The organism is Pseudomonas sp. RHF3.3-3 (assembly GCF_048069595.1).
In the GTDB taxonomy this organism is placed as follows: Bacteria; Pseudomonadota; Gammaproteobacteria; order Pseudomonadales; family Pseudomonadaceae; genus Aquipseudomonas; species Aquipseudomonas fuscovaginae_B.
In genome coordinates, this window is sequence record NZ_CP182250.1 from 4,001,680 (window position 1) to 4,016,163 (window position 14,484).

Below are 14,484 nucleotides of genomic sequence, written 5' to 3' on the forward strand. Positions count from 1 at the left end.
CGATCCTGCGATCAGAAGCGGGTGAACTCCGATTCGTCCAAGGCTTCGGCCATGTTGTGGGCGAACGCCTTGCGCGGTGCCTGCGCCACTGGCCGCGTAGCCTGGCGGTCGGACACGTGGCCGGGGTTGTCGGGGCTGCGAACCTGAGCGGCCCTGGCGGTGGAATCGAGCACGAAGAAGCTCATGGCCTGCTGCAACTGCTCGGCCTGGCTGCTCATTTCTTCCGCGGTGGCGGCCAACTCCTCGCTGCTCGAGGCGTTCTGCTGGGTGACCTGGTTGAGCTGGGTCATCGCCATGTTGATCTGCGAGACACCGGCGGCCTGTTCCTCGGAGGCGGCGCTGATTTCCTGCACCAGGTCGGAGGTCTTGGTGATCGACGGCACCATTTCATCGAGCAGCTTGCCGGCCTTCTCGGCCATGTCCACGCTGCTGGAGGACAGCTCACCGATCTCCTGGGCGGCCACCTGGCTGCGCTCGGCCAGCTTGCGCACCTCGGCAGCCACCACCGCGAAGCCCTTGCCATGCTCGCCGGCCCGTGCGGCCTCGATGGCGGCATTGAGGGCAAGCAGATTGGTCTGGTAGGCGATGTCATCGATGATGCTGATGCGCTGAGCGATCTTCTTCATCGCCACCACGGTCTGCTGCACCGACTCGCCGCCCTCGGTGGCTTCCTTGGCAGCCTTGCTGGCCATGCCATCGGTGACCTTGGCGTTCTCGGTGTTCTGGTTGATGCTGGCACTCATCTGCTCCACCGAGGCACTGGTTTCCTCGACGCTGGCCGCCTGTTCGCTGGTGGCCTGGCTCATCGATTGCGCGGTGGCGCTGACCTGCTCCGAAGCGCTGGCCAGGTTGTCGGCCGCGTTGCGTACGTCGCCGATGATATGCGCCAGTTTGCCGACCATGTTGCGCATGGCATTGAGTACCATGCCGGTCTCGTCCTTGGCGCCCGGTTCGATATGGGCGTTGAGGTTGCCCTGGGCCAGATGCTCGGCGACAGCCGCGGCATGGCGCAACGGACGCGAGATGATCCGGGCGATGAACAGGGCCAGCCCCAGGCCGACCACCAGCGCCACGATCAGGGCCGCAACGATCGACAGGCGTGAGCTTTCGTACAACGCCGCCCCCTTGTCACCCGCCGATGTGGCGCCGGCGTCGTTGAGCAGGATCATTTTCTCCAGGCGCCCCGTCACCTCGTCAAAATGCACCTTGGACTCGCCGCGCAGCACGCCACGGGCCTGAGCCTCCTCATTCTGTCGGGACAGCTCGAACACTTTCTGACTGCCCGCCAGGTAAGTGGCCCAGGCGCTCTTGACGCTATCGAGAAGCTGACGGTCCTCGTCGTTCGAGACCAGTTTCTCGTAGGTGTCGAGCCTGGTTTCGAACTGCTGGCGCGCCTCGGCGGCTTCGCGTTCCGCCTGGGCCTTTTCCTCGGCCACCTCAGTGGAGATGTGGCGGTTTTCCTTAAGCCGGTAGTTGGCCGCATAAAAGCGCATGCCTGCCGCGGCACGCATGGAGGGCATCCAGTTGCCCCGGATGTCCTGGGCCGCCTGGTTGACGCTGCCCAGTTGGACGATGGCGAAGGCTCCCATGGCTGCGGTCAGCGCCAGGACCACCAGGAAAGAGCTGATCAGCTTGATTGAAATTTTCAGATTGTAGAACCATTTCATCGGGGAACCTCCATGGAAATGCAAAGACTTCAGCGACCAACGACAGGAGACGACAAAGGTGCCTGGGCCGTACGGGCTTCCAGTTGTACGATCTGGCTGAGCAAGGCCGGTATATCCAGAATCAGGGCCACCGCACCGCTGCCCAGGATGGTCGAGCCGCTGATACCACGCAGTGCGCCAAACAGCTTGCCCAGGGGTTTGATCACGATCTGGAACTCACCGAGCAACTCGTCCACCACCAGGCCGGCCTTGTGTTCGGCATAGCGCACCACCACCACGTTCTGCCGCCGGGCGGCTGGCCCCTCGTGCCTGAAGTGTTCGCGCAGGTCCACCAGGGGCAACACCTCGCCACGCAGGTCCAGATAGCCCTGCCTGCGGCTGGATTGGCGCTGGTGCTCATCCAGCTCGACGCATTCCTGGACCATGTCCAGGGGGATCACGTAGGTCGCGTGGTCCAGGCCCACCAGGAAGCCATTGATGATCGCCAGGGTCAGCGGCAGGCGAATGCGCACCACGGTCCCCTCGCCAGGACGACTGTCCAGGTCGACGGTGCCCCGCAGCAGGGTGATATTGCGCTTGACCACATCCATGCCCACGCCGCGCCCGGACAGGTTGGTCACCGCCTCGGCGGTGGAGAAGCCGGCCTCGAAGATCAGGTTGTAGATTTCCTGGTCGGTGAGCACCGCACCGCTGGCGACCAGCCCACGCTCCTGGGCCTTTGCCAGGATGCGCTCGCGGTTCAGGCCGGCGCCGTCGTCGGCGATTTCGATGACGATGCTCCCCGAGTCGTGATAGGCATTGAGGCTCAGGTGGCCCTTGCTCGGCTTGCCGGCCGCACGCCGGGCTTCGGCGCTTTCGATACCGTGGTCCATGGCATTGCGCAGCAGGTGCATCAGCGGATCGCCGATTTTCTCCACCACCGTCTTGTCCAGCTCGGTTTCCGCACCGTTGATGATCAGCTCGATGTCCTTGCCCAGTTCCTGGCTGACGTCGCGTACCACGCGCCGGAAGCGGTTGAACGTGTCGCCGATCGGAATCATGCGCAGGTGCAGCGCGCCATCGAGGATTTCCTCCACCAGCCCCGACACGCTCGAAGTGGCCTCCTGCAACGGATCGTTGTTGCAGGAGCGGGCCAGCAGGCTGGCGCCGGCGCTGGCGATCACCAGCTCGCCGACCAGGCTGATCAACTCGTCGAGCTTGTCGGCATTGACCCGCACATAGTTGCCATCCAGGGGTTTGGATTTACTGGCCGCCGGCAGGCGCTGGGGGACGGCAAGCGCGGCTTGCGGCTCAGACAGCGCGACATCCCTGCCAACAGGATCCCCGGGGGCCTCATCAACCATGAAGATGCGCACTTCGCACTCGTCACGCACGAAGTCGAACACTTCATTGAGGGTGGCATGACTGGCGGCGGTGGAGTAAAGGTCGATCTCGAAACCTAGGTAGCAGCTCTCCGGATCCCAGCTTTCCAGGGCCGGGATGCCATCGGTCAGGGTGGTCACCTGGGTCATCCGTCCCAGGGTATCGAGGTAGCGCAGGAACGACAGGGGGTCCATGCCATTACGGAACACGTCCACGCCGAAGCGCAAGGAGATGTGCCAGGGCACCTCGTCGTGGGTGCCCGCATCCGCTTCGGCTGCAGCGACTTCAACGTGCTCGACGGCCTCGGCAGGCGCCTGGTAGACACTCAGCGCCGCCCGCAAGGCCGCTTCCCGCTCCAGCGCCGCCGGTTCGAGCGCCTCGCCGCGGTTGGCGACCACCTCGATCAACTCAAGCATATGGTCGCCGCACTTGAGCAGCAGCGCGATCAGCGCGGCGTCCACGGCCACACTGTCATCGCGCAGGCGATCGAGCACATCCTCGACGATATGGGTGAAGCTGACGATTGGCGTGAGGCCGAACAGGCCGGCAGAGCCCTTGATGGTGTGCGCCGCGCGGAAAATCGCGCCAATGGCATCCTGATCGCCAGGCTCGCTTTCCAGTTGCAGCAGGGATTGCTCCATGGTCTGCAACAGTTCACGCGCCTCCACGATGAAAGTCTGCTGTGCCTGATCGAGATTGATGCTCACCTGGACGTTCCTTGTCGATCGATAAACGGTCGCGGCGCCGGCTACAAGGCGCTGCGGCGACAGAGTTGAAGCGTTTGCATGACCGTCTGGCTCTTGCCGGTCAGGCTCAGGGCCGTACCGCCGAGGCCGGCTTCACGCTCTATTACCGCCAGCAACTGCAACCCGGCACCGTCCATTTCGGTGACCTGCGACAGGTCCAGCTCCAGGCGCGGCGCCGCGCCAATCTTCGGCAACAGCACAGACGCCAGCTCGGCGACCGTGTAGATCGTCAGCTCGCCTTCGATGCCGACACGAGCTGTATCGTCGACGATTTCATGGGTGACGGACATGGCAGCCTCCTCACGATCGGAGTGTCAGGGCAGGATCAGTTTGGAAACCGCCGCCAGCATCTGCGCCGGCTGGAACGGCTTGACCACCCAGGCCTTGGCACCGGCGGCCTGGCCTTCGGCCTTCTTCGATTCCTGCGACTCCGTGGTCAGCATGATGATAGGCGTGAACTTGTAGTTGGCCAGTTTCTTCACCTCCTTGACGAAGGTGATGCCGTCCATGTTCGGCATGTTCACGTCACTGATGATCAGGTGCACCTTCTGCCCGGTGAGCTTGCTCAGCGCGTCCTTGCCATCGCTCGCCTCGATCACGTCGTAACCGGCGCCTTTCAGGGCGATTCCAACCACCTGCCGCACACTGCTGGAATCGTCGACCACTAATACGTTCTTCGCCATGATGGGCTCCTAAAAGAAGGTAATGTCTTGTGAAGTCTGCTGAGTGGCGACCGCACCATGATGCGTGCGCCGCTGTTCGTCGGTGGCGTAGGTGGACTCCATGCTCGCCAGCCACTGCCGCACGTCGATGGCCTCGGCCCGTTCCGGCGCCTGGCTGACCTGCTGCAGGTGATCGTGCAAGGCACTGATGTTGTCGCGCACGTGGCTGAGGATCTGGCTGACCCGGTCCTGGAATTGCAGGTTGACCAGCACATCGGTCAACTCGTCGCGAATCCCGTAGCTTTCCTGCTTGAGCAGGTCGGCGGAGTCGGCCAGGCGCCCGGTGATGTTCTGGAAGCGTTCGAGTACCAGCTGGATGCTCTGTTCGGACTCACCCACCGAATGGCTGTCCTGGTCGGCGCTGCTGGAAGCAGCCTCCACCAATTGGGTGATGGCGTTATTGATGATATCGACCTTGGCCGACATCTGCTGGCCGGTCTCGCTCGACTTGCTCGACAGGTTGCGCACCGCATCGGCCACCACCGCAAAACCGCGGCCGGCCTCACCGGCACGGGCCGCCTCGATCGCGGCATTGAGGGCCAGCAGGTTGGTTTGCGCGGCAATCGCCGCGACATCGGCGGCCATGGTGCGCAATTCGCCGGTATAGGCGGTAAGCCCCCGCACCTGGCCGAGCATCTGGTCCCGGCTGGTCTGGGTGGCCTTGAGCGAATCGATCACCTGGCTCAGTTCGCTGTCGCTGCGGGCCAGTACCTTGAGCGCGCCGTCGGCGGCCTGGCCATCGAGTTCGCCAGCCGCCTGCTGCGAGGCTTGTACCGTTTCCTCCAGGCGCGTGGCGATACCACTGAACCGATTGACCAGGCTGACAATCGCCTCCTCTGTCTGCAGGCGCGAACTTTCCACCTGCTTGGCCCAGATCGGCATGGCCCCCAGCAACACCTCATCCAGCTTCGCCCGCGAAGCCATGAGGTCTTGCTCTGCATTTTTACTGCCCTGCTCCGCCAGGCCCCGCGCAGTGGAACGACGCAGCACCTCGCGCACCGAGCCGGCACTCCAGGCGCAGGCCCCCAAACCGATCAGCACCAGCACCGCGCAGGCCGCCAGGTTGGCCGGGGACGTTGATTGCAGGAGAATCCAGATAACGGCAGGTATCACCGGGATGAACGCGAACCAGCGAAAACGCGGATGACCAGAAACGGAACCAAGGCTGGACTGAGGTGGGGTCATGAGTTCGATCCTTGAATATCACTGCCGATGCAGACAACATAGAAGTTATCTGCGAGATATGCCTCCACTTTAGCCTTTTCCCTGTACCTTCCGTCTGGTTTATGGCCATTGGACAGCACGACCGACTGCTCCGGGGCACGGAAGCGAACCTCGTGGCCGCCACGGCCAAGTCCTTGAAAACCTTGTACTGACGCGGTTGTCCCGCAGCCGGTAGCCGACCTGTGGAACGCCCTGTCAGGGCATCCAGCATGGACAAAATGCCAGTAACCGGCCTGAGCCAGGCGGTAGTAGCGTTGTGCAGTCAGACATCATCATATGAGGGATCGAAAGATGGCCATGGCACTTCTGGGTGACTCGGACGAGTGGAATCTGAGCTACGAATTCGACGCTGCGGTCCCGGTCTCCGGCATCTATCTCTGCACCGGATGCGGCAAGGAACTGAGCGCCCGCAAGGGTGACCACTTCCCTCCCCGGAACCAGCACCGGCACTCGGACCAGAAGGTGGGCGTGCACTGGCGCCTGGTGGTCAAGACCGCCCACTAGCCTGGTGGCTGCTACGGCCCGTGGCCAGGCAGCATGCTTGAGCAGAGCGCCCACCGGGAGGCATCGGCAGGCCGGCCGGGTTCTTCACCAGTGGATTTCCGCTGTCAGCCACAAATGTCGTCTGGATGGTCGCCCCCCTGAGCACGACGCTGACTTTGGAGCCGGCGTGCGCTTTGCCCGTGCTGCATAGATGGCTCATGGAGCCGTAACTGGAACAGCTCGATATACAGCTACCTGATCGGAACGTATTGTTTCGTTCAACACGTAGGTCGACCCCGTCTTGGTGTTGATTTTCCACTGTTTGTCCGCCATGGACGCTCGTTTGTTAAAACCTGCGTCGGGCACCTTGTCGAAGCTGTCGTAGCGGTACAGGGTGTACGTCACGCCAGGGGTGAGCCCCGACACCGTGACGGTCAGGTTGACCCTCGCCGATGCAGGGCGGGTGTTCGAACCGGCGTCCATCACGGGCCTTTCTTCGTTCACGTCGGTGGTCAGACGAACCGGCAGAGTCTGCCCGTCCCGGTCGATGATTCCGGTAATGGCCACAGCATAGTTTTTTCCGCCGCGAGGCAAGGAATACACCGGTCGATTTTCATTATTGGCCTCCTGGCGGCTCGCCTGAAAGGCGCCGAATTTGAAGCGATAAAGATAGGCCGGCGGTCCGTCAGGCGACCAAAGGCCATTATCGCTGAACGTAATGATGTCATCTGCCTGGTAGGTAGCCGACTGGTTGGCTGGCCCTGTGGACGAAACACCGATGACGGGCACGATATGGTCGTACTCATCATCACCTGCCCGTTCATCTCCGGAGACGTCGAATTTGGAAAGATTTTCGTAAACGCCCATGATGACCGGATAGCCCGACAGCACATTACCCTTGATCCATGCCAGGAATTCATTGGCGTTCGGCGTGGTAACGCTGTCCCACTCGACAGACTTCAAGCGCATCTGAGCGGCGGTGGCCCCATCATTCACGCCCAACAGGAGCTGGCTACCCCGTTTCGATTGGTTGATATTCGGGCTGGCAATTGCACGAGTATCGAACTGGGAAACGTACTGGCCATAGTAGAGCCCGGCGCTGATGAATGCTGTCTCGCCGCAATAGCCATAGTTCGCTGTCCACTGGAGGCGCGGTGGAATGTCGTTCATTGTGGAGCCGTCTTTGGTCGCGCCTGAATCGGCCAGAGCGGGCTGCGTATCCACTGCATGGGCACTTGAGAAAGAAGCATGCAGCGTCAAGACCGCTAACAGGCACAAGGGTCCAGGCCGCACGAATCGGCTCTTCCCGAGCAGGCTGAAGTCAAACATTCCTATCACCTTTACTGGTCTGTGAGGGGGGCTATTGATTCACACTCCGGGATAAAAATCTGCCGCCTGGTCAAAGGGCGGCAGCATTATCGGCGATCAGCCCGCGCCGCTGGATCAGCCAGGGCCCTCGCTTGCGGCGGCGAGAAGCGGCACCAGGACATCGCTGATGGGCGTCGGAACACCGAGAGCCCGGCCGCGACGCGCAATGACACCGTTGCGGATATCCCATTCGAGTGGCCGACCCGCTTCGCGATCCGTCAGGATGGAGGTGCTCATGTCGGCGGGAGCTGCCTGAAACTTCTCGAGGATGGCCTGTGGCACCTCATCGCCCAGTTCGGCACCCTCGGCGCGTGCCACGGCCAGACACTCCTGCAGATAGTCCAGGGCGAGCCTGGCCATGTCGGGCCGGCTGAACATGCCCAAACGACGGTGCGTGAGCGCCATGAGGCCGGCCGCCGCGTTCTGCATCAGTTTGCGCCACGCCAGAGCCTTGAAATCCGGGGCCAGATCCACCGAGCATCGGGTGCCTTGCAGTACCTGCGCCACCCCGTGGGAGGCCGATGCGTCTGGCAGGCTGATGTGCACGTCGCCACGCAAGCGTACCGAACCATCGGCTTGCGCCTGGGCCGGGAACCACACCACCGCGGGAACGACGCGCGCCTGCGGGCAATGCGGGGTGACGCTCTCCAACTGCTCGATCCCATTCTGCAGGACACATACGACGGTTTGCGGACCACTCAACGCCGCCAGCCATTGTGCAGCCGCCGCGGTTTGAGTCGCCTTGACCGCGAGAAACACCAGGTCGACCGGTCGATCCATCGGCGCGGGATCCGTCTGCACCGGGCCGGGCACGACGATCAGTCGATCGCCATCGTGCAGCGTCAGGCTGTCGCGGGGCGTACGTCCACACAGCAAAGGCGTCCGGCCGACTTCATGCAGCGCTGCGGCGATCGTGGTGCCGATCGCACCCGGCCCCAGGACAGCGACGGTTGTTTTGATGGTGGGGCTCATTGAAACGCACTCCTTCGAGTCTGAGGCGGAACACCGGTTCATACGGTGATTGTGCTATCAACCCGGCAACTGTAATCTATTACGCATGACAAAGGAAAATAGTAACCACATTACAGGTGACGCCGAGCGTTTGGGACAATTGATCGGAAGCATTCAGGCCCGTAGTGGTGGCCTGGCTGCAAGCGAAGCGAAGGTCGTCGCGGTCCTGCTCGCCGATCCCCTGTTCGTCGGGGCCAGCACGACCGCGCAGGTTGCCGCCCGGGCTGGTGTATCGCCGCCGAGCGTGATTCGCGCGGTGCGTGCGATCGGGTTCGGCGGCTTCGCCGAACTGAAGATAGAGATCGCCCGCGCCCGCGGCACCACCAGGTTCTTCGCACCGCCTGAAGCCCTCGCCGCGGACGCAACGTCGGCAGCCGTGCTGGAGACGTCCATTCGCGCCGGTACCGACGCCCTGACCGCACTCGGCGGGGCCCTGGAACTCGCTGCGCTCGACAAGGCGGTCAATACACTCCTGTCAGGACGACAGGTGATTGCATTCGGCGCCGGCCCCTCCTCCACGGTCGCCGCCGACGCCGTCTTCCGCCTGCGCGCGGTCGGCGTCACGACCATCAGCATCCCGGACTACCTGTCGGCGATGATCGCCACCCGCCTCCTGGGCCCGGGTGATGTCGTCATCGCCGTCAGTTCGACCGGACGCACTTCATCCACGCTCGCCATCGCCGATGCAGCCGCCTCTGCCGGGGCCTCGCTCATTGCCATCACCAACCAGTACGGCACGCCACTGGCGACCCTCGCGGATATCGCGCTGGTGGTCGGCGGAGCGCCACTGCCGGCGCAGATGGCCGCAGCGGGAAGCCGGCTGGCACAACTCGTGGTGATTGACGCGCTGGTCGCGGGCATCGCCCTGCGCGACCCGCAGCGCAGCCGTCGGGCCGAGCGGGCAGGCATCGACCTGCCCGACATCAACTGATGAACGCGGGCACTGTCGCGCTCGTCCTCGTCGCGGCGACAGCCCATGCGCTGTGGAACATCGCCTCCAAATACAAGCGCGAAGACACCTATCTGTTCGTCTGGGCCTATAGCTGCGCCTCGGCGCTGCTCTGCGTGCCGATTGGCATTGCGCTCATGGTCATGGGTGAGCAGGTGTTCGATTGGCGGTTCGTGGTGGGCTGCGCCGTCTCGGCGACATTGCACATCGCCTACTCCCTTATCCTGCAGGCCGGTTACCAGCGCGCAGAGCTGGGGGTGGTCTATTCCGTCGCCCGCGGCACGGGGCCCATGCTGACGATGCTGGTCGCGGTGCTCCTGCTGGGGGAGCGGGTCACCGTGGTCGCGATGTTCGGCGCATTGCTCATCGTCGTGGGTATTCTCGTCGTTGTCGGCAATCTGTTCAGAAGCGCAAACAGCCTGGCGCGGCCGGGGGTGCTCTGGGGAGGAGCGACGGGTGCCACCATTGCCAGTTACACCCTCTGGGACAGCTATTCGGTCACCTCGTGGCACCTGGCGCCGCTGAGCTATTACGCCGGCACACTCCTGCTGCAATGCCTGATGCTGACCCCCGTGGCGCTGCGGCGCCGGCATCGGATCCCTGCCGTCCTGCGTGCCGACGCGGTGCCGATCCTCATCGTCGCCGTGCTCTCGCCGCTGGCCTACGTCCTCGTTCTCACGGCCATGCTGAGCGCGCCGGTGGCCCTTGTCGCGCCTCTGCGCGAGTCGTCCATTGTCATCGGCTCTTTCCTCGCGTACTGGCTCTTTCGCGAGGGTAATCTCACCCGTCGCGTCACCGGGGCGGTGATCGTGCTGGCCGGAATCGTGGCGATCAGCCTGTGAGCAAGGCCCGCCAGGCTTTCTCGGGGCCAGTCCCCTTCAGTCCTGCAAAGACCGCCGGGGGCTGAAGGCATAGGCCAGTCCCCCAACCAGCATCAGCGCTGCCGAAAAGGCAAATATCTCGCTGTAGATCGACGCATCGGGCAGGCCGCGGTGCAGCCCATCGGCGGCAATCAGGCCATAGGCCCATGAGGCAAAAGCCGAACCGAGGAACACAAACCCATTGAGCAGGCCAAGCCCGCGCCCCCTGAGCGAAGGCTTGAGCAGGTTGCGGGCATGGGACATCACCAGTGGATGGAGCACCCCGATCGTCGCCAGCAAGGCCAGCAGGCCCACGTCGGTCATCACCCCAGCCTGGGGCCAGATCACCAGCGCGATCGCGGCGAGGAACGTCATCAGCGTCCAGTTCAAGACGGTTGAGCGCACCGCGTAGCGTTGGACCAACCAGGACATCAACCCGGCCACACAGAAAGCCACCACACTCAGAACGGCCAGGGCCAACCCTCGAGAACCGATGTCCAGCTCGAAGACACTGGCCAGGTAGGGGCCTCCCCAGGCGTTCCTGAATGAGGTGCCCGCCGCCATGGCGATGCACATCGGGATGATGGTCCAGAGCGCCGGCATGGCCAGCAGGCTCAGACTGGCCCGGAGCATTTCCGTCGGGCTCTCGCTGTGCTCCCGGGCTTGCCCCCGGTCCTGTACGCTTCGCCATATGCTCAGGGTGACGACGGCAAAGACCAGGGCCGCGATCGCCATCGATGGGCGCCATCCGATACCCTGTATGACCCAGCCCAGGGGGGCCGTGGCACACAGCGCGCCCAGCATGCCGAGCGCATTGGTACGGCTGACGAACGGAACATAACGATCAGGCGGCAGAACCTCGGCCGCGTAGTGCATCAGCCCCATGAAAATGGGGGCGCAGGCAAGCCCCAATCCGGCCTGCGCCACCATGGCGGTGAGGCCGCCAGGCGCGCAGACAAACAGCACGGCGCTGAGCACCCCAAGGGTCATCAACAGTCGTGTGGGCCCTCCTACGCCATAGCGATCAAAGGCTATGCCGACAGGGATCTGCGCAAACCCGAAGGCGAGAAAGAAGCAGGATGACAGCAGGCCGAACCCCGCCGGCGAGAGGTCCAGATCCGCCTGGATTTCAGGGGCCATGACGCCGAGGCAGGTACGGAAGAACTGGCTCAGCAGCAGCGCGCACGTCAGAGCCGTCAAACCACGTGTAGAGGCTGTGTTGTTCATCACCACCTGGCTATCGCCCCCCGGCATCGACCTGGTACACGCAAACGACGCGGTGAAGTTCTTGATATCAATCGTGCCCAAAACCCCATGTTATCAGGTGAAGGCGAACAGACAGAGCCAGGTGATCGTATTGACCTCAACTCGCCTACCGACTGGAAATGCCGCCCCCCCCACGCCGACGAATTCAGCAGTGCGCACCGCAGCGTGCCGACAGACGGCCAGCCCCCAACGAAAAGACATGAACTAGATTCAACGCTACAGACGACGGGCTAACGCCCTTGCCGGTTACCAAGCCAACTTGCCAGGGAGGGTAAGCATGTCTTCGACTCCATACGACCCCAGCCGGCAGTCGCGCCCTCACCCCGAGCCTGGGCCAGCCCTGTTTTCGTCGTCTCCCATCAACCGCATCCGGGCCTTTTGGCCGTAGGAGGAAAGGATGTCCCGGCTGATGGCGCGCCCCCTGCTCGCCCCTCCTGATGAAATCAGGCTGTGGGTGGGGCTGTTCGACACGACTCACCCGCCCAAGGTCAGCTTCCAGCTGGACGGAGCCCCCTGGCAGCCGACAGAGACCCAAGGGCTATTCCCTATTCGTGATGGCGCCCAGGTGAATCATCAGGGCATCTTCAGCTTCACCGCCCTGGGCCCGGGCATCGAACACCGCATTCGGGTAGAAGCTGGCAACGTGGCCGCCCCCTATTTCCTGCGTGTGCGCTCATTACCGGACAAGGTCCCCTCGGCTCCCCATAGCTCGTTCAAGATCCTGCTGACGTCGTGCTATTGCGTCGGCACCGACCCGGTGGATGTGGGTCGTTTCATTCAACGCCTTCCGCAGCAGCCGGACATGTCCCTGTTCGCCGGTGACCAGGTCTACCTCGACCAGCCACCACTGGACGACATGCCCTCCACAGCAGCCGGCCTACGCAGCGACATTTCTGCCAAGTACAGACGTAACTGGCTGTCGGAGCTCAGCGGCCAGAGTGGTTTGCAGCAGGCCCTGAGCAAGGCCCCGGCCGTGTGCCTGCCGGACGACCACGAGTATTGGAACAACTATCCGTGGGAGCAATTCTGGAAAAAAGGCACCCAACACGCCCCAACCCCTACCGGTCTGAACTTCTGGGACGACGCTGCTCGAGAGCTGTACCAGGATTACCAACAAGGCGGCTCACCCAACAACCATCGGACCTGGACGAGACTGGACATAGAGCCGCTGTGCATGCTGTTCATCGATACCCGCAGCCATCGCCAGCTCGACTTCGACAGCCCCGTGGGCCTGATGACCGAGCAGACCGAACAGGCCCTCAGGGACTGGGAACAGCAACTGATCGACCACAAGAAAGCCGGCACACCCCACATAGGGCTGCTGGCCACCGGGCAAACCCTGTTCTGCGAACCGGCACGGTTCGGCAAATTGATGGACGCCGAACTGCCGAACTATCAGCAACAGTTCGCCGTACTGATGAAGGTGCTCGAAAACCTGGCCGAATACGGCATCCAGGTGGTGTTCCTCACTGGCGACGTGCACTGGAGTCGGGTTGCCCAAGCGGTACATACCCGTACCGGCAGGACCACGCTGACCGAAGTCATCTGTTCCCCAAGCAGCCTGTGCGTAACGCCGGTGCTGGACCAGTGGGCCAGCCTCAAGGATGAAGTCAGGGGTATCTTCGGCCCCCACAAGGCCTGGTTTCGTCATGCCGCACCTGAAGCGCCAGCCGCGACCATTGGCGCGCAAAAGCAGTTCAAGCCCAGAGACAACGAGGACGACAAGCACAATCGCTGGAGCGGGAACCAGGTCGCCATTGTCGAATTTTCCCGCTGGGGCAGTGGCGTTCAGATGAAGGTCACCTATCACCCCATCACCTCCCCGGTCTCTCCCCCGACGACGACCCGCCCTTTCACCTTGCTCAATACCTGAGTAGCCTCGCCAGGAAGGTGTCCCATGCCCATGAAGTTCAACAAGGTAGCCAATCCCAATCCCGACTTCGTCGAGCAGCAGCGTCCGGCCAGAGAAAACAATATCGACTGGCTGGCACGCGCCATCGCCGCACTGGGTGGGGACGCACCACTCGAGCAATCCTACATCCTGCTGTTGGGTGCCAACGACACCTTGTCCTGGAGGCTGCGTATCGGCCAATCGCACCTGCGCTTCGACCTGCTACCGTCGTACTGGTCGTCCGCCGTGTTATTGAAACTTCATCAGCGCTCGCTGAAGGAATCGACCGTCATCCACGTGCCGCTGTTCCAGCCTGCCGATGGCCTGTTCGCCACCGAGCGCAACGGCGTCGTGGAAACCCCATTGTCCGAGTTTGGCAACACCCGCAAGTGGAAGAACATTGCACTGATTACCTTTCCGGTGCCACAGGAAACGGTGCTCAGCCAACTGCTGCTGTTTGAAAAGGGGCGCAGCTATATCGATGCCCTGGAGCACGTACTGCGCTGGCTGGCATTTGCCTGGGGCGTCGCCCGTACGCCCAACCCCATTCACGATGGGGTCGGGCTGCCATCGGCCTGCATGCTGGAAACCCTGTTTGCCTCTGCCGGCCTTGATATCACGCCGGGACTGGAGTCACGGGCCTCCAGCCCGGAGGCGATTTGGGCGACAGCCCTGTACTGGTATGAGCACTACACGACGAACCGTCTTCCCACACCCAAGGGGCGCTTCTTCACTCCTCACGATTACGAGATCAAGGATGGCAGGTGAAGTGCCTGGGAGGTGCAGGCCTCGGCCAGCCATTGTCCTACCCTGCTGGCCACTCACGATTAGATGATGAGTGAACTTTAATCCGGTTGACCCTCAGTCACCCATCATCTAAAGTCATTTGCGGGCATATACCCGCATAATGAAAATTCATCCGTTTCAGCTGATTC

General features: G+C 62.8%; 13 protein-coding genes. 5 read left to right on the plus strand and 8 right to left on the minus strand.

Features of this window, described 5'->3' with window-relative positions; all coding sequences use genetic code 11:
• Window positions 1–11 precede the first annotated feature (11 nt).
• Genes ACMGT0_RS17640 through ACMGT0_RS17660 form a run of 5 tightly spaced genes read right to left on the minus strand, consistent with a single transcriptional unit; the run spans window position 12 to window position 5,682 of the window.
• Window positions 12–1,667, minus strand: coding sequence for a methyl-accepting chemotaxis protein (locus tag ACMGT0_RS17640; protein ID WP_054059321.1), 1,656 nt, complete (start codon window positions 1,665–1,667; stop codon window positions 12–14).
• Window positions 1,668–1,696: 29 nt separating this feature from the next.
• Window positions 1,697–3,736 (minus strand): chemotaxis protein CheA, encoded by a 2,040-nt coding sequence (locus ACMGT0_RS17645; RefSeq protein ID WP_273822974.1) that lies wholly within the window; start codon window positions 3,734–3,736, stop codon window positions 1,697–1,699.
• A 41-nt stretch (window positions 3,737–3,777) separates the two neighbouring features.
• Window positions 3,778–4,065 carry an STAS domain-containing protein gene (locus ACMGT0_RS17650; RefSeq protein WP_054059319.1) on the minus strand — a complete coding sequence of 96 codons (288 nt, stop codon included), beginning with the start codon at window positions 4,063–4,065 and terminating at the stop codon, window positions 3,778–3,780.
• A 24-nt stretch (window positions 4,066–4,089) separates the two neighbouring features.
• Complete coding sequence (locus ACMGT0_RS17655) at window positions 4,090–4,458, minus strand: response regulator (RefSeq protein ID WP_017905089.1); 369 nt, start codon at window positions 4,456–4,458, stop codon at window positions 4,090–4,092.
• A gap of 9 nt (window positions 4,459–4,467) precedes the next feature.
• Window positions 4,468–5,682, minus strand: a complete 1,215-nt coding sequence (locus ACMGT0_RS17660; protein ID WP_054059317.1) for a methyl-accepting chemotaxis protein — start codon at window positions 5,680–5,682, stop codon at window positions 4,468–4,470.
• Window positions 5,683–6,012: 330 nt separating this feature from the next.
• On the opposite strand from ACMGT0_RS17660, the gene ACMGT0_RS17665 reads away from it, so the two are divergent.
• A complete protein-coding gene (locus ACMGT0_RS17665) occupies window positions 6,013–6,225 on the plus strand; it encodes a protein L (RefSeq protein WP_239688016.1) in 213 nt (70 codons plus the stop codon).
• A 195-nt stretch (window positions 6,226–6,420) separates the two neighbouring features.
• On the opposite strand, the gene ACMGT0_RS17670 is transcribed toward ACMGT0_RS17665, so the two are convergent.
• Window positions 6,421–7,533 carry a hypothetical protein gene (locus ACMGT0_RS17670; protein ID WP_416769076.1) on the minus strand — a complete coding sequence of 371 codons (1,113 nt, stop codon included), beginning with the start codon at window positions 7,531–7,533 and terminating at the stop codon, window positions 6,421–6,423.
• Window positions 7,534–7,647: 114 nt separating this feature from the next.
• Window positions 7,648–8,544 carry an oxidoreductase gene (locus ACMGT0_RS17675; protein WP_416769077.1) on the minus strand — a complete coding sequence of 299 codons (897 nt, stop codon included), beginning with the start codon at window positions 8,542–8,544 and terminating at the stop codon, window positions 7,648–7,650.
• A gap of 85 nt (window positions 8,545–8,629) precedes the next feature.
• Here ACMGT0_RS17675 and ACMGT0_RS17680 point away from each other — a divergent pair, with 85 nt between their 5' ends.
• Both ACMGT0_RS17680 and ACMGT0_RS17685 read left to right on the plus strand, forming a co-directional pair.
• Entirely contained in the window at window positions 8,630–9,514 is an 885-nt protein-coding gene (locus ACMGT0_RS17680; protein WP_416769078.1) for a MurR/RpiR family transcriptional regulator, read from the plus strand.
• The gene (locus ACMGT0_RS17685; RefSeq protein ID WP_054062460.1) at window positions 9,514–10,374 is read left to right on the plus strand and encodes a DMT family transporter; all 861 of its coding nucleotides are present in this window, start codon (window positions 9,514–9,516) and stop codon (window positions 10,372–10,374) included. The genes ACMGT0_RS17680 and ACMGT0_RS17685 overlap by 1 nt, the downstream gene beginning before the upstream one ends.
• A gap of 36 nt (window positions 10,375–10,410) precedes the next feature.
• On the opposite strand, the gene ACMGT0_RS17690 is transcribed toward ACMGT0_RS17685, so the two are convergent.
• Window positions 10,411–11,619 carry an MFS transporter gene (locus ACMGT0_RS17690; RefSeq protein ID WP_416769079.1) on the minus strand — a complete coding sequence of 403 codons (1,209 nt, stop codon included), beginning with the start codon at window positions 11,617–11,619 and terminating at the stop codon, window positions 10,411–10,413.
• Window positions 11,620–12,055: 436 nt separating this feature from the next.
• Between ACMGT0_RS17690 and ACMGT0_RS17695 the strand changes: the two genes are divergently transcribed.
• Both ACMGT0_RS17695 and ACMGT0_RS17700 read left to right on the plus strand, forming a co-directional pair.
• Complete coding sequence (locus tag ACMGT0_RS17695) at window positions 12,056–13,531, plus strand: alkaline phosphatase D family protein (RefSeq protein WP_416769080.1); 1,476 nt, start codon at window positions 12,056–12,058, stop codon at window positions 13,529–13,531.
• A gap of 30 nt (window positions 13,532–13,561) precedes the next feature.
• The gene (locus tag ACMGT0_RS17700) at window positions 13,562–14,317 is read left to right on the plus strand and encodes a hypothetical protein (protein ID WP_152972991.1); all 756 of its coding nucleotides are present in this window, start codon (window positions 13,562–13,564) and stop codon (window positions 14,315–14,317) included.
• Window positions 14,318–14,484 lie beyond the last annotated feature (167 nt).

Coding starts and splice junctions, on each gene's coding strand:
- ACMGT0_RS17685 (WP_054062460.1), top strand. CDS start 9,514: ATGAACGCGGGCACTGTCGCGCTCGTCCTCGTCGCGGCGACAGCCCAT.
- ACMGT0_RS17690 (WP_416769079.1), bottom strand. CDS start 11,619: ATGAACAACACAGCCTCTACACGTGGTTTGACGGCTCTGACGTGCGCG.
- ACMGT0_RS17650 (WP_054059319.1), bottom strand. CDS start 4,065: ATGTCCGTCACCCATGAAATCGTCGACGATACAGCTCGTGTCGGCATC.
- ACMGT0_RS17675 (WP_416769077.1), bottom strand. CDS start 8,544: ATGAGCCCCACCATCAAAACAACCGTCGCTGTCCTGGGGCCGGGTGCG.
- ACMGT0_RS17670 (WP_416769076.1), bottom strand. CDS start 7,533: ATGTTTGACTTCAGCCTGCTCGGGAAGAGCCGATTCGTGCGGCCTGGA.
- ACMGT0_RS17695 (WP_416769080.1), top strand. CDS start 12,056: ATGTCCCGGCTGATGGCGCGCCCCCTGCTCGCCCCTCCTGATGAAATC.
- ACMGT0_RS17680 (WP_416769078.1), top strand. CDS start 8,630: ATGACAAAGGAAAATAGTAACCACATTACAGGTGACGCCGAGCGTTTG.
- ACMGT0_RS17640 (WP_054059321.1), bottom strand. CDS start 1,667: ATGAAATGGTTCTACAATCTGAAAATTTCAATCAAGCTGATCAGCTCT.
- ACMGT0_RS17660 (WP_054059317.1), bottom strand. CDS start 5,682: ATGACCCCACCTCAGTCCAGCCTTGGTTCCGTTTCTGGTCATCCGCGT.
- ACMGT0_RS17700 (WP_152972991.1), top strand. CDS start 13,562: ATGAAGTTCAACAAGGTAGCCAATCCCAATCCCGACTTCGTCGAGCAG.
- ACMGT0_RS17655 (WP_017905089.1), bottom strand. CDS start 4,458: ATGGCGAAGAACGTATTAGTGGTCGACGATTCCAGCAGTGTGCGGCAG.
- ACMGT0_RS17665 (WP_239688016.1), top strand. CDS start 6,013: ATGGCCATGGCACTTCTGGGTGACTCGGACGAGTGGAATCTGAGCTAC.